Below are 23,555 nucleotides of genomic sequence, written 5' to 3' on the forward strand. Positions count from 1 at the left end.
AATTATACTTATTTTAAAGGTCGGAGTATCTTCGCCATATAGCACGTAAATATCGTTAATTAAGTGGAGGTTAAAATGAATTTTTGGGTTTTATTACAAGGTTTTGGTCTAGGGGCAAGCATGATTATCCCTATTGGCGCTCAGAATGCGTACGTCTTAAATCAAGGGATAAAACGCAATCACCACCTAACCACGGCGACGATTTGTAGCTTACTCGATACCTTGTTCATCTCATTGGGTATTTTTGGTGGCGGAGCTATCCTGTCGCAAAATGAATTATTGCTCACCTCAGTGACATTGGGGGGTATCGCCTTTCTTACAGTTTATGGCTTGCTATCACTGCGCAGTGCGTTCAGAACACGTGCCAGTGATGAATCAAAAGGTGAGATATTAGCTCGCGGTAAGCGCACCGTTATTTTAGGTGCATTAGCAGTCACTGTATTAAACCCCCATCTCTATTTGGATACCGTGGTGATTCTAGGATCCATTGGCGGACAGTTTGAAGGCAACGACAGAATCGCTTTTGCTATGGGGACGATCTTGGCTTCGTTCGTGTGGTTTTACTCTTTGTCATTGGGCGCTGCAAAGCTAGGCCCAACGCTATCTAAGCCGAAGGTTAAGAAAGGTATCGATATCGGAGTCGCGACCATGATGTTTGCCATTGCACTTGTGCTCGCTAATGGGCTGATTGAACAATACTGATAAATCTATTTAGCTCCATGAAACCAACAAAAAAGGCGGATAACCTAAGTTATCCGCCTTTCCTTATAAAAGCTTATAGCTATAAAAACTAATTGGAGATTAAGCTTCTACTTTATTCATGTGTACATCCATTTGCGGGAATGGAATTTCGATACCTTCGTTATCCAAGCCTTCTTTGATTGCTTGCATAAGGTCAAAATACACATCCCAGTACTCTGCAGTGTTAACCCATGGGCGAACGACAAAGTTTACTGAAGAATCCGCTAGTGTATGAACACCAACTTGAACACCCGGTGTTTTAAGTACACGTTCATCAGATTCACAAATCTTAGTCAGTAGCGCTTTTGTCTTTTGAAGATCGGCGTTGTAAGAAACACCAATCATTAGATCAATACGACGCGTGTCATGACGAGAGTAGTTAGTAATTGGGCTACCAATAACGCTACCGTTCGGTACTACAACCATCTTGTTGTCTGGCGTTGTTAGAACTGTTTGGAAGATTTGAATTGAATCAACCGAACCTGCTACACCACCAATCTCCACGTAGTCACCAGACTTGAATGGACGGAATGCAACGATAAGTACACCAGCTGCAAAGTTAGATAGTGAGCCTTGTAGAGCCAGACCAATAGCTAAACCAGCCGCACCAATTACAGCAACCACAGACGCTGTTTGAACACCTAAGCGACCAAGAGCTGCAATTAGAACAATAACAAACAACAAGTAACGAACTAAGCCATGGATAAACTCGACAACCGCTCGGTCCATTTTCTTCTTCTGAAGAACCTTAGACACGCTATTCGCAACTACTTTAACAATTAAGTTACCAATAAATAGAATAACGAGCGCAGAAATAATGTTTACACCGTACTGAATAAACAAATCTGAGTTATCCGTTAACCACTGTTCTGCATTTGAAAGACCATCCACAAGCGGGGTCTCAATCGTTGTAGAACTCTCAGCCATAATGTGCATCCTCTATATAATATGCTATGAGCTAAACTGCCTTAAGCCAAACTTACCCAACAACAAGATAAACCGTATAACTCACGTTAAGTCGTTGTGTTAAAAGTAAATTAAAGCCAAGTCCTTTTTTATAAACTGAACCAAGTTCAATTTTTCGGCACGATATCCTATCTTTGACAGATTGCAAAGTCATATTTATGTAAGCTTTTGAATTAATAAAACTTACCAATAAACACAAATACCGATAACTAAAAGACTACGAAATTTATTCACCGCACGCTAGGTTTTTCACATATTTAGTACAAGTTTTTATCAGACATAAAAAAAACCCGCTCAATGAGCGGGCTTTTAAAACTTAAAGAGTACTTAATTCAAAGAATTACAGTACGTCTACAGCGTTAAGGTCAGCGAATGCTTTCTCAAGACGAGTGACCATTGAAGACTGAGCAGCACGTAGCCATACGCGTGGATCGTAGTACTTCTTGTTTGGCGCAGCTTCGCCAGTTGGGTTACCGATTTGACCTTGTAGGAAATCGAAGTTTTCAGCAGAGTACTTACGGATACCGTCCCAAGTTGCCCACTGTGTATCAGTATCGATGTTCATTTTGATAACACCGTAGCCGATAGACTCTTGGATTTCAGCTTCAGAAGAACCAGAACCACCGTGGAATACGAAGTTTAGAGCGTTAGGTGCGATACCGAACTTCTCTGCACAGTATGCTTGAGAGTCACGTAGGATAGTTGGAGTAAGTACAACGTTACCAGCTTGGTAAACACCGTGTACGTTACCGAAAGATGCAGCGATAGTGAAACGTGGGCTAACAGCCATTAGTTTCTCGTATGCGTAAGCTACGTCTTCTGGAGAAGTGTAAAGCTCAGATGCGTCCATATCAGAGTTATCAACGCCGTCTTCTTCACCACCAGTACAACCAAGTTCGATCTCGATTGTCATGTCCATTTTAGCCATGCGAGCTAGGTAAGTAGCACATGTTTCAATGTTCTCTTCTAGAGACTCTTCAGAAAGGTCTAGCATGTGAGAAGAGAATAGAGGCTTACCAGTTTGTGCGAAGAACTCTTCACCAGCGTCTAGTAGACCGTCAATCCATGGTAGAAGTTTCTTAGCAGCGTGGTCAGTGTGAAGGATAACTGGAACACCGTAAGATTCAGCTACAGCATGTACGTATTTTGCACCAGCTACAGCACCAAGAACTTGTGCGCCTTGACCTTCAAGTTTAACGCCTTTACCTGCGAAGAATGCAGCGCCGCCGTTAGAGAACTGAACAACAACTGGAGACTTAACTTTAGCAGCTGCTTCTAGTACTGCGTTTACAGAGTCAGTACCAACAACGTTTACTGCAGGAAGAGCAAATTTGTTTGCTTTTGCTACTTCAAATACTTTCTGTACGTCATCGCCAGAAATCACACCAGGTTTTACAAAATCGAAGATCTTAGACATGGAAATAGTCCTATTTATTCTATCGTTTTAAGATTAAAAAACTTAAGTTTAAAAATTTGCAATCGTTTGCTCACAACTTATGCCATTCTAGCAAAAAAGTGTGATACGCAGCAAACGTTAAAAGGCGAGATTCACATCTCGCCTTTCTAAATCAATTACGCTTTAGCACGCTCTTCAAGCATTGCTACTGCAGGAAGTACTTTACCTTCAACAAACTCAAGGAAAGCGCCGCCGCCAGTAGAGATGTAAGAAACATCTGCTTTGATACCGAACTTGTCGATAGCCGCTAGCGTGTCACCACCGCCTGCTACAGAGAAACCTTCAGAGTCAGCGATTGCTTTAGAAATACCAGCAGTACCCGCTTCGAAGTTTTTGAATTCGAATACGCCTACAGGGCCGTTCCAAAGAATCGTTTTTGCGTTGCCGATGATTTCAGCTAGAGCTGCAGTTGAATCTGGGCCAAGGTCGAAGATCATGTCGTCGTCTTGAACTTCAGAAACGTGCTTAATTTCAGCTTCTGCGTTTTCGTCGAATGCTTTAGCACATGCAACGTCAGTCGCTACTGGGATAGCACACTCTTTCATTAGCTTCTGAGCTGTTTCAACTAGGTCAGCTTCGTATAGAGACTTACCTACGTTGTGGCCTTCAGCAGCGATGAACGTGTTCGCGATACCACCACCAACAACAAGTTGGTCAGCGATTTTAGAAAGAGATTCTAGAACTGTTAGTTTGGTAGAAACTTTAGAACCACCAACAATAGCCACTAGTGGGCGAGCTGGGTTGTCCATTGCTTTACCAAGAGCTTCAAGCTCAGCAGCTAGAAGAGGACCAGCACATGCTACAGGAGCGTAAGTACCAACGCCGTGTGTAGAAGCTTGAGCACGGTGAGCTGTACCGAATGCGTCCATCACGAAGATGTCACATAGTGCAGCGTATTGCTTAGAAAGTGCTTCTTCGTTCTTCTTCTCGCCTTTGTTAAAACGAACGTTTTCAAGAACAGTTAGTTCGCCAGCGTTTAGCTCTAGGCCATTTACGTAATCTTTCGCTAGCTTAACTTCGCAGTCTAGTGCGTCGTTTAGGTAGTTAACTACAGGAGCTAGAGAGAACTCTTCGTTGTATTCGCCTTCAGTAGGACGACCAAGGTGAGAAGTAACCATAACTTTTGCGCCAGCTTCTAGGCAAAGTTTGATAGTTGGTAGAGATGCTAGGATACGTGCATCTGAAGTTACTTTACCGTCTTTTACTGGTACGTTTAGGTCAGCACGGATAAATACGCGTTTACCTGCAAGTTCCAGGTCAGTCATCTTGATCACAGACATGATTTGTCCTCTCAAATTTAAATAAAAATAAAGTTTTGGAAACTCAGCAACCCTGCTAAGCCTATAAATTATTCAACTGGTAATTCTTTAACTACTAGTAATATGTGGACACTTAGCATTTAATTCAAGCTAAAAAATAAATAATCCGCACATTTGCTTCTAGGTCTTACTTCTTGCCTTCAGAAGCTTCCATTGCAAGAACCGTATCCAGCATTCGGTTTGCAAAGCCCCATTCGTTGTCACACCACACCAGCATTTTCACTAAGTGGCCGTTGCTCACTCGAGTTTGTGAACCATCAACAATTGCGCTATGGGGATCGTGATTAAAATCGATGGAAACGAGCGGCGCTTCAGTATAGTCAACTATATTGTGTAATGTACACTGGGATGCATTAACAATGGTTTGATTTACGTCATTAACTTTCACATTTGCATTAATTGTGACACTTAAATCCATCGCAGTGACGTTTACCGTTGGTACACGCACAGATATCGCTTCAAATTTGTTAGAAAATTTCGGGAAGATTCTTTCAATACCTTTATGCAATTTGGTATCGACAGGAATGATTGATTGGCTTGCTGCTCGAGTTCGACGAAGGTCGCTGTGGTATGCATCGATAACTTGCTGGTCATTCATAGAAGAGTGAATGGTCGTAATCGTGCCGGACTCAATGCCAAAGGCGTCATCAAGCACCTTGATGATAGGGACAATACAGTTAGTCGTGCATGAACCATTGGAAACGATTCGATGGTCAGCGGTAATAGTGTCGTGATTCACACCGTAAATAATGGTGTTATCCAGATCGTTAGCACCAGGATGTGAAAACAGCACCTTTTTCGCCCCAGCAGCAATGTGCGCTAGGCCGTCATCACGGCAACCGTAAACGCCAGTACAATCGAGAACAATATCAACCTCAAGGTCACGCCAAGGCAACAACTCAATATCAGCAAGGTGTAAGATACGAATCGTATCGAACTCTCCTTTGTCTTCAGCACCAACGCCATGATGAACATAGATGTGCTCTTGATCATTAGAGATTTTCTTGCCGAAGCGGCCGTGACTGGTGTCGTATTGCAATAGGTGAGCCATAGCGTCTGGCTGAGCAAGCTCATTGACAGCTACTACTTTGATTTGTTGGCTTTTGCCACTTTCATAGACAGCGCGTAATACATTACGCCCTATTCGTCCAAATCCGTTTATCGCGACTTTTAGCATAGTTCCGTACATCTAACCAAAATTTCGTGCAACAGATGATAACTGAATCCTACCTAAAAGGCATTACTTGAATAACTCAGTTTACTCATGACAGATTGATCTGCTGCTTGTAAGGATTAGTCTAGGAGAAAACAAATCCCAGATACAAAAAACCGAGCTCTACGCTCGGTTTTTTCTTTCATTTTACTGTTAACACTAGGCTAGCAATCAATGATTAAGCTAAAAGCTCTTTCGCTGTATTTACTACGTTTTCAGTAGTGAAACCGAACATCTTGAACAGCTCGCCTGCTGGTGCAGATTCGCCGAACGTTGTCATACCAATGATCTTGCCACCGAAGCCAACGTACTTGTACCAGAAGTCAGCAATGCCAGCTTCAACAGCGATACGAGCTGTAACGTCAGATGGAAGTACAGACTCACGGTACTGCGCGTCTTGCTTGTCGAATGCGTCAGTTGCAGGCATAGAAACTACGCGTACTTTCTTGCCTTCAGCTGTTAGTTCAGCAGCAGCGCTAACCGCTAGTTCAACTTCAGAACCAGTCGCGATAAGGATAAGCTCTGGTTTGCCTTCGCAATCTTTCAGGATGTAACCACCCTTAGCGATGTTTGCCACTTGCTCAGCGTCACGATCTTGTTGTGCAAGGTTTTGACGAGAGAAGATAAGTGCAGAAGGACCATCTTTACGTTCGATTGCCAGTTTCCAAGCAACAGCAGACTCAACTTGGTCACATGGACGCCATGTGCTCATGTTTGGAGTTAGACGTAGAGATGCGATCTGTTCAACCGGTTGGTGAGTAGGACCATCTTCGCCTAGGCCGATCGAATCGTGCGTGTAAACTTGGATGTTCTGAATTTTCATCAGAGCAGCCATACGCATTGCGTTACGTGCGTATTCCATAAACATTAGGAACGTCGCGCCGTATGGTACGAAACCACCGTGCAGAGCGATACCGTTCATAATAGCCGTCATACCGAATTCACGTACACCGTAGTGGATGTAGTTACCAGAAAAGTCATTTGTTTCAAGCGACTTAGAGCCAGACCACATAGTCAGGTTAGAAGGCGCAAGGTCAGCAGAGCCGCCCATGAATTCAGGTAGCATAGCACCGAACGCTTCTAGAGCATTTTGAGACGCTTTACGTGAAGCGATGTTAGCTGGGTTAGCTTGAAGGTCAGCAATGATTGCGTTTGCTTTCTCTTCCCACTCAGCTGGTAGTTCGCCGTTTGTACGACGTTTGAATTCTGCTGCTAGCTCAGGGTGAGCCGCTGCGTATGCGTCAAACTTAGCATTCCACGCTGCTTCTTTCGCTGCGCCTGCTTCTTTCGCATTCCACTCAGCTGCGATATCAGCTGGAATTTCGAAAGGACCGTGTTCCCAACCAAGTGCCGCTTTAGTTGCTGTAATTTCATCAGCGCCTAGTGGAGCACCGTGACAGTCGTGCGTACCCGCTTTGTTTGGAGAACCAAAACCGATGATAGTTTTAGTACAGATAAGTGTTGGACGAGGATCCGCTTTAGCTGCTTCAATAGCAGCATTGATAGCGTCAGCGTCGTGACCATCAACTGCTGGGATTACGTGCCAGCCGTAAGCTTCAAAACGCTTAGGTGTATCGTCAGAGAACCAACCTTCAACTTCGCCATCGATAGAGATGCCGTTGTCATCCCAGAAAGCAACCAGCTTACCAAGACCTAGCGTACCCGCTAGAGAACATGCTTCGTGAGAAATACCTTCCATCAGACAACCATCACCCATGAACGCATAAGTGAAGTGATCGACGATGTCGTGGCCTTCTTTGTTGAACTGTGCAGCCAATGATTTTTCAGCCATCGCCATACCAACAGCATTGGTGATGCCTTGGCCTAGAGGACCCGTCGTTGTTTCGATACCAGGAGCGTAACCGTACTCTGGGTGACCTGGAGTCTTAGAGTGCAGTTGACGGAAGTTTTTCAGGTCTTCAATTGAAAGCTCGTAACCTGCAAGATGAAGCAGAGAGTAAATCAACATTGAACCATGGCCGTTAGACAGAATAAAACGGTCTCGGTCAGCCCACTCTGGGTTTGCTGGGTTGTGGTTCAAGTGACCACGCCAAAGAACTTCAGCGATGTCAGCCATACCCATAGGTGCGCCAGGGTGGCCTGAATTTGCTTGTTGAACGCCATCCATGCTAAGTGCGCGAATTGCATTGGCTAGATCTTTACGAGAAGGCATGTCTGCTCCTGAGTACATAAGCGATTTAAAAAAGAGATTGATGCTAAAGTTTTCATTTTTATTAGCGCGGGTATTCTCTCAAACGACTTTAGCGACTGCAAACGTTTTACTGGCATTTTAACGGTCACTTTTCGCAATTTTCGAACATTTACATCACTTAGCAATGCGTTATCTCGACCGATACGCAAACGTTTAGTTATGACATATCATAAAAAAGAGCTTGTAATTCGACCGCTGGAATTTAGAATAGCCGTCTAGATGTAGAAACACCTACAAAATATACTGTATTTAATGGCGGCGCTTCCTAGCTTGCGACGCCTAAAATTATTTGCATTTAACTATTTGCAACTAAAAACTAAACTAAAAGTGGAGCTCTCATGGCTAAGCACCTATTCACTTCTGAATCTGTTTCAGAAGGCCATCCAGATAAAATTGCAGACCAAATCTCTGATGCTGTTCTTGATGCCATCTTGGAACAAGATCCAAAAGCACGTGTTGCTTGTGAGACTTACGTAAAAACCGGCATGGTTATGGTTGGCGGTGAAGTAACAACGTCTGCATGGGTTGATATCGAAGAAATCACTCGTGAAACAGTTCGTGAAATTGGTTACGTTCATTCTGATATGGGCTTTGACGCTGACTCTTGTGCAGTACTAAACACAATTGGTAAGCAGTCTCCAGACATCAACCAAGGTGTTGATAAAGCCGATCCTAAAGATCAAGGCGCAGGCGACCAAGGTATCATGTTTGGTTACGCGACTAACGAAACACCAATCCTAATGCCAGCTCCAATTACTTATTCTCACCTTCTTGTTAAGAAGCAAGCTGAAGTACGTAAGAGCGGCAAGCTTGACTTCCTTCGCCCAGATGCGAAATCTCAAGTTACGTTCCAATACGACCAAGGTAAGATTGTTGGTATCGACGCAGTGGTTCTTTCAACTCAACACTGTGATTCAGTAACAACACCTGACCTACGTGAAGCGGTAATGGAAGAGATCATCAAGCCAGTACTTCCTGCTGAGTGGATCAACAAAGACACTAACTTCTTCATCAACCCAACCGGCCGTTTCGTAATCGGTGGCCCAATGGGTGACTGTGGTCTAACCGGTCGTAAGATCATCGTTGATACCTACGGCGGCGCAGCTCGTCACGGTGGCGGTGCATTCTCTGGTAAAGATCCATCAAAAGTTGACCGTTCTGCAGCTTACGCAGCTCGTTACGTTGCGAAAAACATCGTTGCTGCTGGTATGGCTGACCGTTGTGAGATTCAATTGTCTTACGCTATCGGTGTTGCAGATCCAACATCTATCATGGTTGAAACGTTTGGTACTGAGAAAGTAGCTCACGAAATCATCATTGAAGCAGTTCGTCAAAACTTCGACCTACGTCCATACGGTCTTCAAGAGATGCTGAACCTTCTTCAGCCTATCTACAAGCAGACTGCTGCATACGGCCACTTCGGTCGTGAAGAGTTCCCTTGGGAAGCGACTGACAAAGCAGCAATCCTTGCGGACTTCGCTGGCCTAAAATAATTTAGCCACTGCGATTTGTTTCTTTAAAGCCCTTACTGCTTAGTAAGGGCTTTATTTTTATGCACTTACCAAACCTTTCCTTGCTAGAACACCCTGCCCAAGTCTTCTTTACCGTTAACCACTTAGTATAAAAACCCACCGATAATTTGTGTTTTCGAACACTACTGACAATAGTTAAGGTAACTCCTAGGCGATCAAGCTCACATTTAACTCAAAGTAATTCAGTCTGATAGCTCTCGTTAAATGCACGCTAGAACAATAACTGGGACGAAAAAGAGCATTTTAGCTCAACACCATAATCCTCATATGATCGCAATACTGAGCTTTATGGAACTATAACTAGGACGTTATTTAACTAGGGGGATATATGCCTCGTACTGTACACCCATCCGAACTGAACGATAAGAAACACAAGGTCAGCGATCAGGATTATGCTCGCACTATTCCTTGTAACCAAGTAAGCATATCCGCCCCATTCCATTGGTTATCGCTTGCACTGCATGACTTAGTGAGAATGCCATTAATCAGCGCATTTTACGGTTTGTGCTTTATGGGTGCGGCCATCGCAATTGTTCAACTTGTCCAATGGCAAGGAACACATTTGGTCGTTATGCCAAGCTTGATTGTGTACATGCTAATAGGGCCGTTTCTTGCCTTAGGCCTGTATGACGCAGCCTGGGAAAGAGAAAAGGGGCACAACGCTAGCCTACTGCACTCGATGAAAGCCATCACACGGAACTCAACCCACCAATGGGCGTTTGCGATTGTATTAATGGTCGCGATGATATTCTGGATGCGTATCGCAGCATTATTGCACGCACTTTACCCTTCAGTACAAGGTGCACCATTGACCGAATTTGCTCCCTTCTTAATTACAGGATCTGTGATTGGTTTTGTTATCGCTAGCCTGATATTTAGTATCTCAGCATTTTCAATTCCACTAATGATGGAGAGACGTGTAGATGTAATGAGTGCGATTTTTACTAGCTTCAACGCTGTTAAATCAAACATCCCTGCGATGGTCGTTTGGGCTGGTATCATTGGTACTGGTATCTTAGTCGGCTTCGCGACCTACGGTGTGGGTATGATTGTAACGATGCCATTACTTGGCTACGGAACATGGCATGCTTACCACGAAGTCATCAAAAAGAAACATCACGTTTAAATCGTTTCACGATCGATGAGCAATGTTATGATAAGGCCTTAGCTTAAACGCTGAGGCTTTTTTTGGAGTTAACAACGCTTGTCTTACACCCCGCAACAACATCGAGTAAATAAAAAACTGGGCGAATGCCTAGCTATCGCTAATCAACATTTTTCTCGTGAATTTCCATGCCCAACCGTCACTTACAAGTTAAGAGGAAAGGCAGCGGGAAAAGCCTACCTCCAGTTAAACGAGATAAAACTCAACCAAGTGCTATTCAGAGAAAATGAAGACGCCTTTATTAACGAAGTCGTGCCTCATGAACTCGCACATCTGATCACATATCAGGTCTTTGGACGAGTTAGGCCTCACGGCAATGAGTGGAAATACGTGATGGAAAAGGTATTCAATGTACCGGCCAGAACGACCCACAGCTTGGAAATCACCTCAGTGCAGGGCAAAACTTTTGAGTATCGCTGTGATTGCACCACTTATCCCCTGTCGATAAGACGACACAACAAAGTCATCCGCAACCAATCAACGTATCGTTGCCAACAATGCCAACAAACCTTAGCTTTTACCGGCCTTCAATTGAGCTAAGTCTTAAGCTCATAAGGTAACGTGAATAAATGTAATAGAGAGAACTAACATTTGAGTGCTAGACTGTTGTTTATCATACTTTCATCAGTCTTTTTCTATGCAAAAAACCTCTCCAAAAGTATTTGGCCTATCGGTGTCCTTTTACCTATCAATAGTATTTGGCCTACTGGTAACCCAAAGCGTTTTCGCCGCTCCACCAAGTTCGTTCTCCAAAGCTAAAAAAGAAGCGGTGAAGATTTATCTCGATCACCCGACTTCATTTTATTGTGGTTGTGACATCACTTGGAAAGACAAAAAGAAAGGTATCCCCGACCTCGACGGCTGTGGTTATCAAGTCCGAAAACAACAAAAGCGAGCAAGTCGGATTGAATGGGAACACGTGGTTCCAGCTTGGCAATTCGGCCACCAGCGTCAGTGCTGGCAAGATGGCGGACGTAAGAACTGCACTCGCAATGACAAAATATTTAAATCGATGGAAGCCGACCTTCATAATCTAACTCCGGCAATTGGCGAGGTTAACGGTGATCGATCCAATTACAATTTCAGTCAGTGGAATGGAATGGATGGCGTGAGTTACGGTCAGTGTGAAATGCAGGTCAACTTCAAACAGCGTAAGGTTATGCCGCCAGACAGAGCAAAAGGTTCTATCGCGCGTACTTATCTTTATATGAGCCAAGAGTATGGTTTCAAACTATCTAAGCAGCAGACTAACCTGATGATGGCGTGGAACAAGCAATTCCCTGTCGATAAGTGGGAATGTACTCGTGATAAGCGAATCTATGCGATCCAAGGTAATCACAACCCATTTGTTTTCCCTGCTTGTAAATAACACGACTCAGGCAACCAACATCTCCAATTGCCTCCATCTCAAACAAGAGTTTCAGAATTGCCCCTGAAACTCTTGCTCTACCCTTGTTTTTTCAACTAAAAGCATCCATGTTAGGCAGAGACAAAATACCCAAATGACACTATTTATAGGTTTACCAGCATGAGAATCCCTCGTATCCATCACCCAGAACGCATTCATCAGTTAGGTTCACTCGCTTTAGGCGAAGATGCCGCGGGTCATGTTGGTCGAGTCCTTCGTATGAAAGAAGGCCAAGATGTTCTTCTATTTGATGGCAGTGGCGCTGAATTCCCTGCGACCATTGCTGAAGTATCAAAAAAGAACGTCACAGTTAATGTTACTGAACGTATCGAACGTAGCAGCGAATCTCCGTTAGACTTACATTTAGGCCAAGTGATTTCACGTGGCGACAAAATGGAATTCACGATTCAGAAATCGGTTGAGCTTGGTGTAAACACCATTACCCCACTGATTTCAGAGCGCTGTGGCGTTAAACTGGATACTAAACGCTTCGAGAAAAAGCTCGCTCAGTGGCAAAAGATTGCTATCGCAGCATGTGAACAATCTGGTCGCAATACGGTTCCGGTTATTCGCCCAATTATGCAGCTTGAAGAGTGGTGCAGCGAACCGAGTGAAGCGTTAAAGCTAAACCTGCATCCTCGTGCAAAATACTCAATTAATACCCTTCCAGAACCCATCAGTAAGGTACGCCTATTGATCGGTCCTGAGGGCGGACTGTCAGCTGAAGAAATCGGTATGACAGAACAATACAAATTTGAAGAGACGCTACTCGGCCCACGTGTACTTCGTACCGAGACAGCGGCTCTAACCGCAATTACTGCCTTACAAGTCCGTTTTGGCGATCTAGGCTAGGAGAAACAAATGATCAAACTTGGCATCGTAATGGATCCAATTTCATCCATTAACATCAAAAAAGACTCTAGCTTTGCCATGATGCTTGAAGCTCAGCGTCGTGGTTACGAAATCCATTACATGGAAATGGATGATCTACATTTAGATCAAGGCGTAGCCATTGCTGACACTAAGGTTGTTGAACTAAAAGAAGATCCAAACGGCTGGTACGAGTTCAAATCAGAACAGACTATCGCGCTATCTGATTTAGATGCGGTTCTGATGCGTAAAGATCCTCCGTTTGATACTGAGTACATCTACGCGACTTACATTCTTGAGCGTGCTCAAGAGAACGGTGCACTGATCGTCAACAAGCCACAAAGCCTACGTGACTGTAACGAGAAGTTGTTCACGGCTTGGTTCCCTGAACTGACACCAACCACCATCGTGACTCGTAAAGCTGAAAAGATTAAAGCGTTCCGAGAAGAGCACGGTGACGTGATCCTAAAACCACTTGATGGTATGGGCGGCGCGTCTATCTTCCGAGTGAAAGAAGGCGATCCAAACGTATCAGTGATCATTGAAACACTGACTAACCACGGTCAAAACTACGCAATGGCACAAACCTTTGTTCCAGACATCAGCAATGGTGATAAGCGTATTCTTGTGGTTGACGGTGAACCAATGCCTTACTGTCTAGCTCGTATTCCGGCGAAAGGGGAAACTAGAGGTAACCTTGCTGCTGGCGGTACAGGTGAAGCTCGTCCTCTAAGTGAAACAGACTGGGCTATCGCAAGAGCAGTTGCCCCTGCACTGAAAGAGAAAGGCTTAATCTTTGTTGGGCTTGATGTTATCGGCGACAAACTGACTGAAATTAACGTAACAAGCCCTACTTGTATCCGTGAAATTGAAGCTGCTTTTGATATTTCGGTAACGGGCAAATTAATGGATGCAATCGAGCGTCGCGTTAACGCTAAATAGCCTAAACTAAAGAAAGCCTTAGCTATTCGAAACACAAAAATATCTAGGCAAAGAACAATGAGCGGCTTTACGCCGCTCTTTTTCCTTTACTGGGAACACACTGGCAGGAGGCTCTATGAATTTAACGAACCACTTTCTGGTCGCTATGCCCGGAATGAAAGACCCATACTTTCAAAATTCGGTGATCTATCTTTGTGAGCACAATGACGAAGGTGCGATGGGTTTGATGATCAACGCTCCTATCGATGTCACTGTTGGCGGTATGCTTAAGCAAGTTGAGGTTGATTCTGAACAGCCGAAACCCAACCAAGCAAGCCTTGATAAGCCAGTACTTAATGGTGGGCCAGTCGCAGAAGATCGTGGGTTTATTTTGCACAAACCCAAAGGCAGTTATCAATCCAGCATCAACATGACGGATCAAATCTCGGTAACAACCTCGAAAGATATTCTAATGGTGTTAGGGACAGAAGATGAACCTATGCATTATCTGGTCGCGCTTGGTTATGCCGGATGGGAACCAGGACAACTGGAAACTGAGCTGACTGAAAATTCATGGCTAACCGTCGAAGCCGATCCAAAGGTTATCTTCAATACGCCAATTTCGGATCGCTGGAAAGTTGCCGTGCAAATGTTAGGTATCAATGCGGCTCAGCTTTCAGCAGACGCTGGCCACGCATAGCCCGACTCAGCTCAATAAAATAAACACTCTCAAACACAGATTAATTTGGAAGCCCCATGTCACGAACAATTATGGCATTTGACTACGGTACAAAAAGTATCGGCAGTGCGATAGGACAAGAGATCACAGGCACAGCAAGCCCTTTAAAAGCCTTTAAAGCCAAAGATGGTATCCCCAACTGGGATGACATAGAAAAACAAATCAAAGAGTGGCAGCCGAATCTTATCGTGGTTGGTCTGCCTACCGATCTTCACGGTAAAGATCTAGCAACCATTACACCCAGAGCGAAGAAATTCGCTAACCGTCTTAAGGGACGCTTTGGTGTGGATGTTGAATTGCATGATGAGAGACTTTCTACGACAGAAGCAAGGGCCGACCTTTTTGAAATGGGTGGCTATAAAGCGCTAAGCAAAGGTAATGTCGATAACCAGTCTGCGGTCGTCATTTTAGAGAGCTGGTTTGAAGCACAATATTCATAACGAAAAATAAGTGAGCAAAATGTAAGGTAACTTGTGATCCCACTCGAATTTCACATCGTAATGTCGATGCAATTCAAAAATAAGAACGTGGGAGTTCACATGAAAATTTTTCTAGCAATCTTCGCCGCTCTAGCAATATCAGCATGTAGTTCAATGGGTGGTGGCTCAGCGGGTTACACTGGCGAACAATATCCGACTAAAATTAAATTAGAAAAAGAACGCGGTTACTCGAACGATAACAACAGCTTTGCAAACCACTAATTTACTCGCTTCACAAAAAACCCGCTTCTAGAGCGGGTTTTTTATTGGTTTTAAGATTAAGCACTAAGCACTAAGCACTAAGCACTAAGCACTGAATCTACCCCATATCAATCTTAACGCCAGACAAAGCGCCAGTCCCGTAGTCATCATCGCCACGTCTGGTTTTCAACATCAAGCGCAAGTCATTGGCTGAATCTGCACTGTGGAACGCATCTTCTTCGCTAATCTTGCCAGCAACGACTAAATCATACAAAGCTTGGTCAAAGGTCTGCATCCCAATCTCTTTCGATTTAGCCATCGTCGCTTTAAGCTCATGCAAGTCACCACGACGAATTAAGTCAGACACTCGTGGGCTGTTGAGTAAAATCTCAAACACACCATGACGACCGCTGCCATTCTTATCTCGGATTAATTGCTGAGCGACCACACCACGCAGGTTCATCGACAGATCAAACAGGAACTGCTCTTTCTGCTCTTTTGGTACCAAGTGAAGAATACGCTCTAGTGCTTGGTTAGCGTTATTCGCATGCAGTGTAGCCATACACAAGTGACCCGTCTCAGCAAAGGTCATCGCGTATTCCATAGTTTCACGGCTACGGATTTCGCCAATCAAGATCATATCTGGTGCTTGGCGCAAAGAGTTCTTAAGTGCGACTTCGTAACTCTCGGTATCGAGCCCGACCTCACGCTGAGTCACGATACATTTTTTATGTTCATGGACAAATTCAATCGGGTCTTCAACCGTTAGGATATGACCTGAACGATTGGTATTGCGATAGCCTGTCATCGCAGCCATCGAGGTCGATTTACCAGAGCCAGTCGCACCAACCACCAGCACAAGTCCGCGCTTAGCGATTGAAAGGTCTTGCAGCACATCAGGAAGCTTTAATTGCTCAAAGGTTGGGATGTTAGTCTCGATACGTCGAATAACCGCTCCAGGTAGCTCTCGTTGAAAGAATGCACTGACACGAAAACGACCAAAGTCACGCACAATGGCAAAATTAGCCTCACGCGTTTGCTGATATTCATCGCGTCGGTCTTGATCCATCATCGCATCAAGAAGCTGAGATACTTGAGCCACATTCAGTTTCTCTCCCTGAGGGCGAAGTTCACCATCGACACGAAACAGGATTGGAGCATCGACAGTGATATAAAGATCCGAAGCCTTTTGAGAAAGCATCCCCTCAAGGATTTGATTCAATTCCATTTTGTTATCCTTGATTAAAACATAGAGGTTTCAATTTCGATCTTTTTCTCGACCTCTTCTGAATCAACCAAGCCTTGAGCCATCAACTGCTTCGCATTTTGCTCCATGGTCTGCATACCATGTGCCGCGCCCGTTTGAATGATCGAATACATCTGCGCGACCTTGTCTTCACGGATCAAGTTTCTGATCGCAGGTGTCGCCATCATGATCTCATGACAAGCGACACGACCACCACCGACACGCTTTAACAGCTTCTGGGCGATCACCGAACGTAACGATTCAGACAACATTGAACGCACCATATCTTTGTCGCTACCCGGGAATACATCGATAATACGGTCGATAGTTTTTGCCGCAGAGCTCGTGTGCAAGGTACCAAACACTAAGTGACCCGTTTCTGCTGCGGTTAGCGCTAAGCTGATCGTCTCTTGGTCACGAAGCTCACCAACAAGGATAACGTCTGGATCTTCACGTAACGCACTGCGCAGCGCAGCTTTGAAGCTGTGAGTGTCGCGGTGCACTTCTCGTTGGTTGATTAAGCATTTGTTGTTGGTATGAACAAATTCGATCGGGTCTTCAATCGTCAATATATGCTTATTATGGTTACGGTTAACGTAATCCACCATCGCAGCCAAAGTTGTCGACTTACCTGAACCCGTCGGCCCTGTCACCAAGACTAAACCTTTTTCGTAATTAGATATTCTTTCAAAGATCTCAGGAGCTCCTAGCTGTTCAAGGGTAGGAATCTCTACTGGAATGGTACGAAATACAGCAGAGCAACCACGAGATTGATTAAAAGCATTAACACGGAAACGACCAACGTTGGGTAATTCAAAAGAGAAGTCGACTTCCAGTTTTTCTTCGAACTCACCACGTTGTGAATCACTCATGATCTCAAAAACCAAACGATGCACATCGGCATGACTCAAAGCTGGTATTCCAAGCTTCCTTACTTCACCATCTATACGTACCATTGGAGATACACCCGCAGAAAGATGTAGATCTGACGCGTTATGCTTTACACTAAAATCTAGTAACTCAGTGATATCCATTTATTTTCCCTTAAGTAAAGTCAGCTATGAGTAGTATTCAACAAAATATCGAACAAATCACCTCACAGATTCGTAGTGCTGAGCAAAAGTGCGGACGAGCTCCAGAGTCCGTGCAACTTTTAGCCGTCAGTAAAACTAAACCTATTGATGCGATTCTAGAAGCCGCACTCGGAGGCCAAGTTGCCTTTGGTGAAAACTATGTTCAAGAAGGTGTCGATAAAGTAAAACACTTTTCAGAACAACATTCTAACCTAAATTTAGAATGGCATTTTATTGGCCCAATTCAATCCAATAAAACCCGCCCTATCGCAGAAAGCTTCCAGTGGGTGCATTCTGTCGATCGCGATAAAATCGCGCAAAGGCTTAATGATCAACGACCAAACGAACTTCCACCTCTACAAGTACTCATTCAAGTGAACACGAGTGGTGAAGATTCGAAATCAGGAACGTCAGAAGAGACAGTTTTTGCACTCGCAGAGTTGATTTCATCGCTCCCCAACCTCACCTTAAGAGGATTGATGTCGATTCCTGCAAACGTATCTGACTATCAATCTCAGCTTAATGCATTTTCTCAACTGGCGGATCTTAAAGGCAAGCTAGCCGTGAAGTATCCAAACATAGATACCCTTTCGATGGGTATGAGTGGTGATATGGATGCAGCAGTTGAGGCTGGTAGCACCATGGTTCGTATTGGAACGGCTATCTTCGGAGCTCGTGATTACGCGAAATAGCGACGGCAAGCAGCAAGAAATAGCTACAGCAAGCAACGAAAAATACAGTATTGATACCGCTTCGCTTCAACCGCGCAGCGACACGCTCAGGATTTTATATATGGAACATAAGAACATCGCCTTTATTGGGGCGGGAAATATGGTTCGCTCGATTGTAGCGGGCTTAGTGGCGAGTGGTTACCCAGCGCAAAAGATTACTGCAACAGCGCCTTCAGACACCAGAAGACTGCCGTTAGAGCAAGAGTACGGCATCAATACCACCAGCGATAATATTGCCGCAGCAGAGCAAGCAGACGTTGTTGTACTATCAGTGAAGCCACAAATGATGGCTGATGTATGCAAACCCTTACAAAGCATCGACTTTAGCAACAAACTGGTTATCTCAATTGCCGCGGGTATTAATGCGAATCGACTCAATGAGATGTTAAACTGCCAGCTAAACCTTGTACGTGTTATGCCAAACACGCCATCACTGCTTGGTAAAGGGATGAGTGGCCTTTATGCTGACTCAATGGTTAGTCAAGGTGATAAAGAGTTCGCTTCTCAGTTAATGCAAGCCGTAGGTCAAGTAAGCTGGGTTAAACAAGAGTCTGGTATCAACAACATCATTGCGGCAGCAGGTAGTGCTCCGGCTTACTTCTTCCTGTTTATGGAGGCGATGCAAGCTGAAGCAGTTAACCAAGGTTTTGACCAAGAAACCGCTCGTAAATTAGTGCAGCAATCTGCATTAGGCGCGGCAGAGATGGTAGTAGCAAATCCAAATACTGAATTATCAACACTGCGTGAACAAGTGACTTCAAAAGGCGGAACGACCGCAGAAGCATTGCGCACGTTTAACGACCATCAACTATCTGACATCGTAGCGAAAGCCATGCAATCGGCGGTTGCTCGAGCTGAAGAGATGGAAAAACTGTTTTAATACTAGTTACAAGTACAAAAGCATTGTGTCGTTCGGGTGATACCTAAGCGGCAAGTAAATCCGAAAAAGGAAACAATATGAATTCGATGAGCTTTCTGATCTCGACCGTTTTTGATCTTTACATCATGGTTGTGATCTTGCGTATCTGGCTACAAGCATCACGTGCAGATTTCTACAACCCGTTCTCACAATTTATCGTAAAAGCGACACAACCGGTTGTTGCCCCACTACGCCGAGTGATTCCATCAATAGGCAGCCTTGACCTTGCGACTGTTGTATTCGCTTATGTGCTGTGTGTACTTAAGTTCGTCGCTCTAAACTTGATTATCTCTGGCGGTGCGGCTGTATTTGATATCAGCTTCCTGATCTTTGGTGCACTATCTCTGCTCAAAGCAGCTGGTGGCTTAATTTTCTGGGTTCTGCTAATCCGTGCAATTCTGAGCTGGGTTAGCCAAGGCCGTAGCCCAATCGAATACGTATTCCACCAATTAACAGAACCAATGCTAGTTCCAATTCGCCGCATCCTTCCTGATATGGGTGGCTTCGACCTAAGTGTGCTGGTTCTGTTCATTGTTCTGCAATTTGCGAACTTCCTAATGGGCGACATGATCGGTCCTATTTGGTATCAGCTATAATTCAAGTACGAACCTCAGGTACTTTGACGATGCCAAAAGCAGTTTGGGCCGAAGAGGACGATATTCTTCTTCGGCTCTATATCCAACCCAAGGCAAGCCGCGATAAAATCGTTGGCTTACACGGAGAGGAACTGAAAATTGCCATTACTGCACCACCGGTTGATGGCAAAGCCAATGCTCACTTAGCGAAATACCTTGCGAAACAATTTAAGGTCGCGAAAGGGCAAATTAAGATAGAAAAGGGAGAGCTCGGTCGGCATAAGCAAGTTCGAATATGCTCACCAAGCCAGATCCCAACTGAAGTCAAAGCCATCCTATGATGGCTTTTTGCTATTTATTGGAGTCATTATGCGTCTATGGATAACAGCACTAATCACCGCTCTGATTGCCCTACCAAGCTCGGCAGGACAATTTAAAAGTATCAAGGATGTCGAGGTTCATTACTCGGCTTTCAATTCCACGTTTTTAACTGCGCAGGTCGCTAAGCAATATAAGCTGAAACGAAACGGATACTCAGCGATTCTAAATATCAGCGTGCTAGACAACGCTTCTCTAGGCAAGCCTGCAACAACGGCTAAAATTACGGGAACAGCACGAAACCTAGTAGGCAATACTCGTACGCTTAACTTCCGTGAAATAAAGGAAGGTGATGCGATTTATTACCTTGCTGAGTTCCCTATCACTCACGAAGAGAATATCACTTTTGATATTGATGTTAACGCAGGTTTGAAAGGCACTGGACCACTGCGTTTCACACAAAAATTCTATATAGAAGAGTAGCTTCAAAGCTCACATTTCTAGTCATTAACTTATTAGAGCCACATCCCCATGAGTAAGATTGTTTTAGCAACAGGCAACCAAGGCAAAGTTCGCGAGATGGCAGATATTCTGTCTGAGTTTGGTTTCGACGTTGTCGCGCAAAGTGAATTTAACGTTTCAGAAGTCGCAGAAACAGGAACGACTTTCATTGAAAATGCCATCATCAAAGCTCGCCACGCTGCGAAAGAGACGGGGCTACCAGCCATTGCTGACGATTCTGGCTTAGAAGTTGATTACCTTAATGGTGCACCCGGTATCTACTCAGCGCGTTACTCAGGTGAAGGAGCTACTGATAAGCAAAACATCGAAAAGCTGTTAGATGCTATGCAAGGTGTCGATGTTGAAAAGCGTACCGCTCGTTTTCACTGTGTATTGGTGCTAATGCGTCACGAAAACGATCCAACTCCATTAGTATGTCACGGTAAATGGGAAGGTCGCATTCTGACTGAAGAACACGGTGAGAATGGCTTTGGCTACGATCCTGTATTCTTTGTACCAGAAGATAACTGCGCCTCAGCAGAACTTGAATCGTCACGTAAGAAGCAACTGTCACACCGTGGTAAAGCCCTCGCGTCATTATTCAAGACTCTCAAGGAGCAAGCTCTGTAATGCACAATGCAGCGCTAATACCACCCGCACTCAGCCTTTATGTCCACATTCCATGGTGTGTACAAAAGTGTCCGTATTGTGATTTTAACTCTCACGCTCTAAAAGCCGAGATTCCTGAAAAAGAGTACATCGATGCTCTGCTTGAGGATCTCGATACCGATATCGAAAAATACCAACTCAATGGCGCACCTCGCCCATTGCATTCGATCTTTATTGGTGGCGGCACGCCGAGTCTATTTTCTCCAGAAGGAATAGGTCGATTGCTGCAAGGCATTGAACAACGCATCCCGTTCAAACCTGAAATAGAAATCACCATGGAAGCTAATCCGGGAACTATCGAAGCTGAGCGTTTTGCTGGTTACCAAAAAGCAGGCATAACTCGAATCTCGGTGGGTGTGCAAAGTTTTGAACAAGAGAAACTGGAAAGGCTTGGGCGTATTCACGGTCAAGACGAAGCTGTCAACGCAGCTCATTTAGCACATAAAATCGGACTAAATAGCTTCAACCTAGATCTAATGCACGGCTTACCCGATCAAAGCATTGATCAGGCCTTGGCTGATTTGGACAGAGCGATCGAGCTTAATCCTCCGCATTTATCTTGGTATCAGCTAACAATAGAACCTAACACCATGTTCTATTACAAAACGCCAAAGCTGCCTGACGATGATGACCTTTGGGATATTTTCGACTTAGGCCATAAGAAGCTCGCAGACGCAGGTTATGTACAGTACGAAATTTCAGGCTACAGCAAGCCAGGATATCAGTGTCAGCATAACCTCAACTACTGGCGCTTTGGTGACTACCTAGGTATTGGCTGTGGCTCTCATGGCAAGCTGAGCTTTGCAGATGGACGTATTGTTCGCACCACTAAGGTTAAACATCCTAGAGGCTACCTAGCAGCGTATCAGAATCTGGTGAAACCCTATCTGTCGGATGAACTTGAAGTACCTAATGACGACCGCCCTTTCGAGTTCTTCATGAACCGCTTCAGGCTAATGGAAGCGTGTCCAAAACAAGACTTCATTGATACGACTGGGTTAGAGTTTGATTCGATTCAGCCAACGATAGAGTGGGCCAAAGAGCTCGGTTATCTTAATGAGACCGACAGCCATTGGCAGATCACTGAAAAAGGAAAACTCTTCTTAAACGATTTGCTTGAAGCCTTTATGGCAGAAGAAGACGAATAGTTCGAGATTCGAGATTCGAGATTCGAGATTCGAGATTCGAGATTCGAGATTCGAGAAGTATTGCGTAAGGGTTGGCTTTAGGGTCAACCCTTTTTATTGTAAAAATCTTTCTCGAAGCGAAGCGCTCTATAGGACAAAGTCTGTGCTCGCATCTCGCACCTTTCTTCTAAAAAATAGAACGACCAATACGCTCAGAGAGCAATTCTAAAGCCTGAGTTCCCGCTAGTGAATTACCCGACGCGTCCAGTTCCGGAGACCACACCGCGATCGTCATTTCGCCAGGAACAATCGCAATAATCCCACCGCCAACACCCGATTTACCCGGCATACCAACACGATAAGCAAACTCTCCCGCCCCATCGTACAAACCACATGTCGCAAGCAAAGCATTCAGCTGTTTGGTTTGAACTGGCGTGATGATCTCTTTCTTGGTTTGAACCGACACGCCTTTGTTCGCCAAATAGCTAAAGGTTTTCGCCAAGTCCACACAGGTCATTTTAAGCGCACAAGCATGAAAGTAATTGTTGAGTACGGGAATAACATCGTTCTCAAAATTACCAAATGAACGCATCAAATAAGCGATAGCCGCATTACGATCGCTGTGCATCATCTCAGAAGCCGCCACAACCTTGTCATACACGATATGTGTATCACCTGATAGCTGACGGACAAATTCTAATAAACGGTGTCTTGGTGCTGATAGACGGCTTTGTAATAAGTCGGCAACGACAATAGCGCCAGCATTAATAAACGGATTACGAGGAATGCCGTGTTCCATCTCAAGCTGAATCATCGAGTTAAAGGCTTGTCCTGAAGGCTCCTTCCCAACGCGTTGCCAAATTTCTTCCGGCTTATACAACACCATTGCTAGCGTCAGGCTCAGAGCTTTCGAAATAGATTGCACTGAGAATGCTTCATCAGCATCGCCAGCTTGAATAACTTCACCTTCATTGGTGTATACAGCAATCGCCAGTTTCTGGTTCGATACGCGAGCCAATGCAGGAATATAGTCAGCGACCTTTCCCTGACCAATTAAGGGACGAACTTCGTCTAAAATCTCGGCTAAAATAGCTTGAGTTGGTTTCATGTGAGCTTACTTCTTATTGTTATTTTTGTAGGGGTGTGACATTCAGTTTTGTCCTTAAACTTCTAA

The 23,555-nt window shown here is 44.5% G+C and carries 25 protein-coding genes; 17 read left to right on the forward strand and 8 right to left on the reverse strand.

The genetic code is table 11. The features are described from left to right. Positions 1 to 75 precede the first annotated feature (75 nt). The gene (locus tag QWZ07_RS19915) at positions 76 to 702 is read left to right on the forward strand and encodes a LysE/ArgO family amino acid transporter (protein WP_192852320.1); all 627 of its coding nucleotides are present in this window, start codon (positions 76 to 78) and stop codon (positions 700 to 702) included. Positions 703 to 801: 99 nt separating this feature from the next. Here the strand turns inward: QWZ07_RS19915 and mscS are convergent, their stop codons facing one another. From mscS to tkt, 5 genes are all read right to left on the reverse strand, one after another. Then, entirely contained in the window at positions 802 to 1,668 is an 867-nt protein-coding gene (gene mscS, locus QWZ07_RS19920) for a small-conductance mechanosensitive channel MscS (protein WP_192852321.1), read from the reverse strand. Positions 1,669 to 2,047: 379 nt separating this feature from the next. Continuing rightward, the gene (gene fbaA / locus QWZ07_RS19925) at positions 2,048 to 3,124 is read right to left on the reverse strand and encodes a class II fructose-bisphosphate aldolase (RefSeq protein ID WP_102513480.1); all 1,077 of its coding nucleotides are present in this window, start codon (positions 3,122 to 3,124) and stop codon (positions 2,048 to 2,050) included. Between the two features lie 155 nt (positions 3,125 to 3,279). Continuing rightward, the gene (locus QWZ07_RS19930) at positions 3,280 to 4,443 is read right to left on the reverse strand and encodes a phosphoglycerate kinase (protein WP_065102942.1); all 1,164 of its coding nucleotides are present in this window, start codon (positions 4,441 to 4,443) and stop codon (positions 3,280 to 3,282) included. A 166-nt stretch (positions 4,444 to 4,609) separates the two neighbouring features. Then, positions 4,610 to 5,659, reverse strand: a complete 1,050-nt coding sequence (gene epd, locus QWZ07_RS19935; protein ID WP_065110771.1) for an erythrose-4-phosphate dehydrogenase — start codon at positions 5,657 to 5,659, stop codon at positions 4,610 to 4,612. 214 nt (positions 5,660 to 5,873) lie between these two features. Further along, a complete protein-coding gene (tkt, locus tag QWZ07_RS19940) occupies positions 5,874 to 7,868 on the reverse strand; it encodes a transketolase (RefSeq protein ID WP_192852322.1) in 1,995 nt (664 codons plus the stop codon). 377 nt (positions 7,869 to 8,245) lie between these two features. On the opposite strand from tkt, the gene metK reads away from it, so the two are divergent. The 9 genes from metK (at position 8,246) to QWZ07_RS19985 (ending at position 15,243) form a co-directional block, all read left to right on the forward strand. Beyond that, positions 8,246 to 9,400 (forward strand): methionine adenosyltransferase, encoded by a 1,155-nt coding sequence (gene metK / locus QWZ07_RS19945; protein WP_065102940.1) that lies wholly within the window; start codon positions 8,246 to 8,248, stop codon positions 9,398 to 9,400. Between the two features lie 367 nt (positions 9,401 to 9,767). Continuing rightward, entirely contained in the window at positions 9,768 to 10,565 is a 798-nt protein-coding gene (locus QWZ07_RS19950; protein WP_017105107.1) for a DUF2189 domain-containing protein, read from the forward strand. Between the two features lie 78 nt (positions 10,566 to 10,643). After that, positions 10,644 to 11,144 carry a SprT family zinc-dependent metalloprotease gene (locus QWZ07_RS19955; protein WP_017105106.1) on the forward strand — a complete coding sequence of 167 codons (501 nt, stop codon included), beginning with the start codon at positions 10,644 to 10,646 and terminating at the stop codon, positions 11,142 to 11,144. Positions 11,145 to 11,241: 97 nt separating this feature from the next. After that, entirely contained in the window at positions 11,242 to 11,973 is a 732-nt protein-coding gene (locus tag QWZ07_RS19960; RefSeq protein ID WP_192852323.1) for an endonuclease, read from the forward strand. Positions 11,974 to 12,132: 159 nt separating this feature from the next. Then, positions 12,133 to 12,864, forward strand: a complete 732-nt coding sequence (rsmE, locus tag QWZ07_RS19965; protein ID WP_017077778.1) for a 16S rRNA (uracil(1498)-N(3))-methyltransferase — start codon at positions 12,133 to 12,135, stop codon at positions 12,862 to 12,864. Positions 12,865 to 12,873: 9 nt separating this feature from the next. Further along, positions 12,874 to 13,824, forward strand: a complete 951-nt coding sequence (gshB, locus tag QWZ07_RS19970) for a glutathione synthase (RefSeq protein WP_192852324.1) — start codon at positions 12,874 to 12,876, stop codon at positions 13,822 to 13,824. A 115-nt stretch (positions 13,825 to 13,939) separates the two neighbouring features. Further along, entirely contained in the window at positions 13,940 to 14,503 is a 564-nt protein-coding gene (locus tag QWZ07_RS19975; RefSeq protein ID WP_102279318.1) for a YqgE/AlgH family protein, read from the forward strand. Positions 14,504 to 14,559: 56 nt separating this feature from the next. After that, positions 14,560 to 14,982 carry a Holliday junction resolvase RuvX gene (ruvX, locus tag QWZ07_RS19980; RefSeq protein ID WP_017062240.1) on the forward strand — a complete coding sequence of 141 codons (423 nt, stop codon included), beginning with the start codon at positions 14,560 to 14,562 and terminating at the stop codon, positions 14,980 to 14,982. 99 nt (positions 14,983 to 15,081) lie between these two features. Next, positions 15,082 to 15,243: a hypothetical protein gene (locus QWZ07_RS19985; protein ID WP_170960663.1), complete on the forward strand. Its 162-nt coding sequence runs from the start codon at positions 15,082 to 15,084 to the stop codon at positions 15,241 to 15,243. A gap of 97 nt (positions 15,244 to 15,340) precedes the next feature. On the opposite strand, the gene QWZ07_RS19990 is transcribed toward QWZ07_RS19985, so the two are convergent. Both QWZ07_RS19990 and QWZ07_RS19995 read right to left on the reverse strand, forming a co-directional pair. Beyond that, positions 15,341 to 16,450 (reverse strand): PilT/PilU family type 4a pilus ATPase, encoded by a 1,110-nt coding sequence (locus QWZ07_RS19990; RefSeq protein WP_192852325.1) that lies wholly within the window; start codon positions 16,448 to 16,450, stop codon positions 15,341 to 15,343. 14 nt (positions 16,451 to 16,464) lie between these two features. Further along, positions 16,465 to 17,502, reverse strand: a complete 1,038-nt coding sequence (locus tag QWZ07_RS19995) for a type IV pilus twitching motility protein PilT (protein ID WP_004735478.1) — start codon at positions 17,500 to 17,502, stop codon at positions 16,465 to 16,467. A gap of 26 nt (positions 17,503 to 17,528) precedes the next feature. On the opposite strand from QWZ07_RS19995, the gene QWZ07_RS20000 reads away from it, so the two are divergent. From QWZ07_RS20000 to hemW, 7 genes are all read left to right on the forward strand, one after another. Further along, complete coding sequence (locus QWZ07_RS20000) at positions 17,529 to 18,233, forward strand: YggS family pyridoxal phosphate-dependent enzyme (RefSeq protein WP_065110764.1); 705 nt, start codon at positions 17,529 to 17,531, stop codon at positions 18,231 to 18,233. 100 nt (positions 18,234 to 18,333) lie between these two features. Beyond that, on the forward strand, positions 18,334 to 19,152 hold the full coding sequence (gene proC, locus QWZ07_RS20005) for a pyrroline-5-carboxylate reductase (protein ID WP_192852326.1): 819 nt from the start codon (positions 18,334 to 18,336) through the stop codon (positions 19,150 to 19,152). A gap of 77 nt (positions 19,153 to 19,229) precedes the next feature. Continuing rightward, positions 19,230 to 19,787 (forward strand): YggT family protein, encoded by a 558-nt coding sequence (locus QWZ07_RS20010; RefSeq protein WP_017067798.1) that lies wholly within the window; start codon positions 19,230 to 19,232, stop codon positions 19,785 to 19,787. 29 nt (positions 19,788 to 19,816) lie between these two features. After that, positions 19,817 to 20,107 carry a DUF167 family protein YggU gene (gene yggU / locus QWZ07_RS20015; RefSeq protein ID WP_009847703.1) on the forward strand — a complete coding sequence of 97 codons (291 nt, stop codon included), beginning with the start codon at positions 19,817 to 19,819 and terminating at the stop codon, positions 20,105 to 20,107. 28 nt (positions 20,108 to 20,135) lie between these two features. Beyond that, complete coding sequence (locus QWZ07_RS20020; RefSeq protein ID WP_192852327.1) at positions 20,136 to 20,567, forward strand: DUF4426 domain-containing protein; 432 nt, start codon at positions 20,136 to 20,138, stop codon at positions 20,565 to 20,567. A 48-nt stretch (positions 20,568 to 20,615) separates the two neighbouring features. Further along, a complete protein-coding gene (locus tag QWZ07_RS20025) occupies positions 20,616 to 21,215 on the forward strand; it encodes an XTP/dITP diphosphatase (protein WP_017080776.1) in 600 nt (199 codons plus the stop codon). Beyond that, positions 21,215 to 22,402 (forward strand): radical SAM family heme chaperone HemW, encoded by a 1,188-nt coding sequence (hemW, locus tag QWZ07_RS20030; protein ID WP_192852328.1) that lies wholly within the window; start codon positions 21,215 to 21,217, stop codon positions 22,400 to 22,402. The genes QWZ07_RS20025 and hemW overlap by 1 nt, the downstream gene beginning before the upstream one ends. A 166-nt stretch (positions 22,403 to 22,568) precedes the next feature. Here the strand turns inward: hemW and glsB are convergent, their stop codons facing one another. Further along, positions 22,569 to 23,489 (reverse strand): glutaminase B, encoded by a 921-nt coding sequence (gene glsB / locus QWZ07_RS20035; protein ID WP_009847707.1) that lies wholly within the window; start codon positions 23,487 to 23,489, stop codon positions 22,569 to 22,571. Positions 23,490 to 23,555 lie beyond the last annotated feature (66 nt).

The sequence above is a fragment of the Vibrio lentus genome, assembly GCF_030409755.1.
In the GTDB taxonomy this organism is placed as follows: domain Bacteria; phylum Pseudomonadota; class Gammaproteobacteria; order Enterobacterales; family Vibrionaceae; genus Vibrio; species Vibrio lentus.

Excerpts from the sequence above, each read along its gene's own strand:
- QWZ07_RS19915 (WP_192852320.1), top strand. The coding sequence starts at position 76 with ATGAATTTTTGGGTTTTATTACAAGGTTTTGGTCTAGGGGCAAGCATG.
- mscS (WP_192852321.1), bottom strand. The coding sequence starts at position 1,668 with ATGGCTGAGAGTTCTACAACGATTGAGACCCCGCTTGTGGATGGTCTT.
- fbaA (WP_102513480.1), bottom strand. The coding sequence starts at position 3,124 with ATGTCTAAGATCTTCGATTTTGTAAAACCTGGTGTGATTTCTGGCGAT.
- QWZ07_RS19930 (WP_065102942.1), bottom strand. The coding sequence starts at position 4,443 with ATGTCTGTGATCAAGATGACTGACCTGGAACTTGCAGGTAAACGCGTA.
- epd (WP_065110771.1), bottom strand. The coding sequence starts at position 5,659 with ATGCTAAAAGTCGCGATAAACGGATTTGGACGAATAGGGCGTAATGTA.
- tkt (WP_192852322.1), bottom strand. The coding sequence starts at position 7,868 with ATGCCTTCTCGTAAAGATCTAGCCAATGCAATTCGCGCACTTAGCATG.
- metK (WP_065102940.1), top strand. The coding sequence starts at position 8,246 with ATGGCTAAGCACCTATTCACTTCTGAATCTGTTTCAGAAGGCCATCCA.
- QWZ07_RS19950 (WP_017105107.1), top strand. The coding sequence starts at position 9,768 with ATGCCTCGTACTGTACACCCATCCGAACTGAACGATAAGAAACACAAG.
- QWZ07_RS19960 (WP_192852323.1), top strand. The coding sequence starts at position 11,242 with ATGCAAAAAACCTCTCCAAAAGTATTTGGCCTATCGGTGTCCTTTTAC.
- rsmE (WP_017077778.1), top strand. The coding sequence starts at position 12,133 with ATGAGAATCCCTCGTATCCATCACCCAGAACGCATTCATCAGTTAGGT.
- gshB (WP_192852324.1), top strand. The coding sequence starts at position 12,874 with ATGATCAAACTTGGCATCGTAATGGATCCAATTTCATCCATTAACATC.
- QWZ07_RS19975 (WP_102279318.1), top strand. The coding sequence starts at position 13,940 with ATGAATTTAACGAACCACTTTCTGGTCGCTATGCCCGGAATGAAAGAC.
- ruvX (WP_017062240.1), top strand. The coding sequence starts at position 14,560 with ATGTCACGAACAATTATGGCATTTGACTACGGTACAAAAAGTATCGGC.
- QWZ07_RS19985 (WP_170960663.1), top strand. The coding sequence starts at position 15,082 with ATGAAAATTTTTCTAGCAATCTTCGCCGCTCTAGCAATATCAGCATGT.
- QWZ07_RS19990 (WP_192852325.1), bottom strand. The coding sequence starts at position 16,450 with ATGGAATTGAATCAAATCCTTGAGGGGATGCTTTCTCAAAAGGCTTCG.
- QWZ07_RS19995 (WP_004735478.1), bottom strand. The coding sequence starts at position 17,502 with ATGGATATCACTGAGTTACTAGATTTTAGTGTAAAGCATAACGCGTCA.
- QWZ07_RS20000 (WP_065110764.1), top strand. The coding sequence starts at position 17,529 with ATGAGTAGTATTCAACAAAATATCGAACAAATCACCTCACAGATTCGT.
- proC (WP_192852326.1), top strand. The coding sequence starts at position 18,334 with ATGGAACATAAGAACATCGCCTTTATTGGGGCGGGAAATATGGTTCGC.
- QWZ07_RS20010 (WP_017067798.1), top strand. The coding sequence starts at position 19,230 with ATGAATTCGATGAGCTTTCTGATCTCGACCGTTTTTGATCTTTACATC.
- yggU (WP_009847703.1), top strand. The coding sequence starts at position 19,817 with ATGCCAAAAGCAGTTTGGGCCGAAGAGGACGATATTCTTCTTCGGCTC.
- QWZ07_RS20020 (WP_192852327.1), top strand. The coding sequence starts at position 20,136 with ATGCGTCTATGGATAACAGCACTAATCACCGCTCTGATTGCCCTACCA.
- QWZ07_RS20025 (WP_017080776.1), top strand. The coding sequence starts at position 20,616 with ATGAGTAAGATTGTTTTAGCAACAGGCAACCAAGGCAAAGTTCGCGAG.
- hemW (WP_192852328.1), top strand. The coding sequence starts at position 21,215 with ATGCACAATGCAGCGCTAATACCACCCGCACTCAGCCTTTATGTCCAC.
- glsB (WP_009847707.1), bottom strand. The coding sequence starts at position 23,489 with ATGAAACCAACTCAAGCTATTTTAGCCGAGATTTTAGACGAAGTTCGT.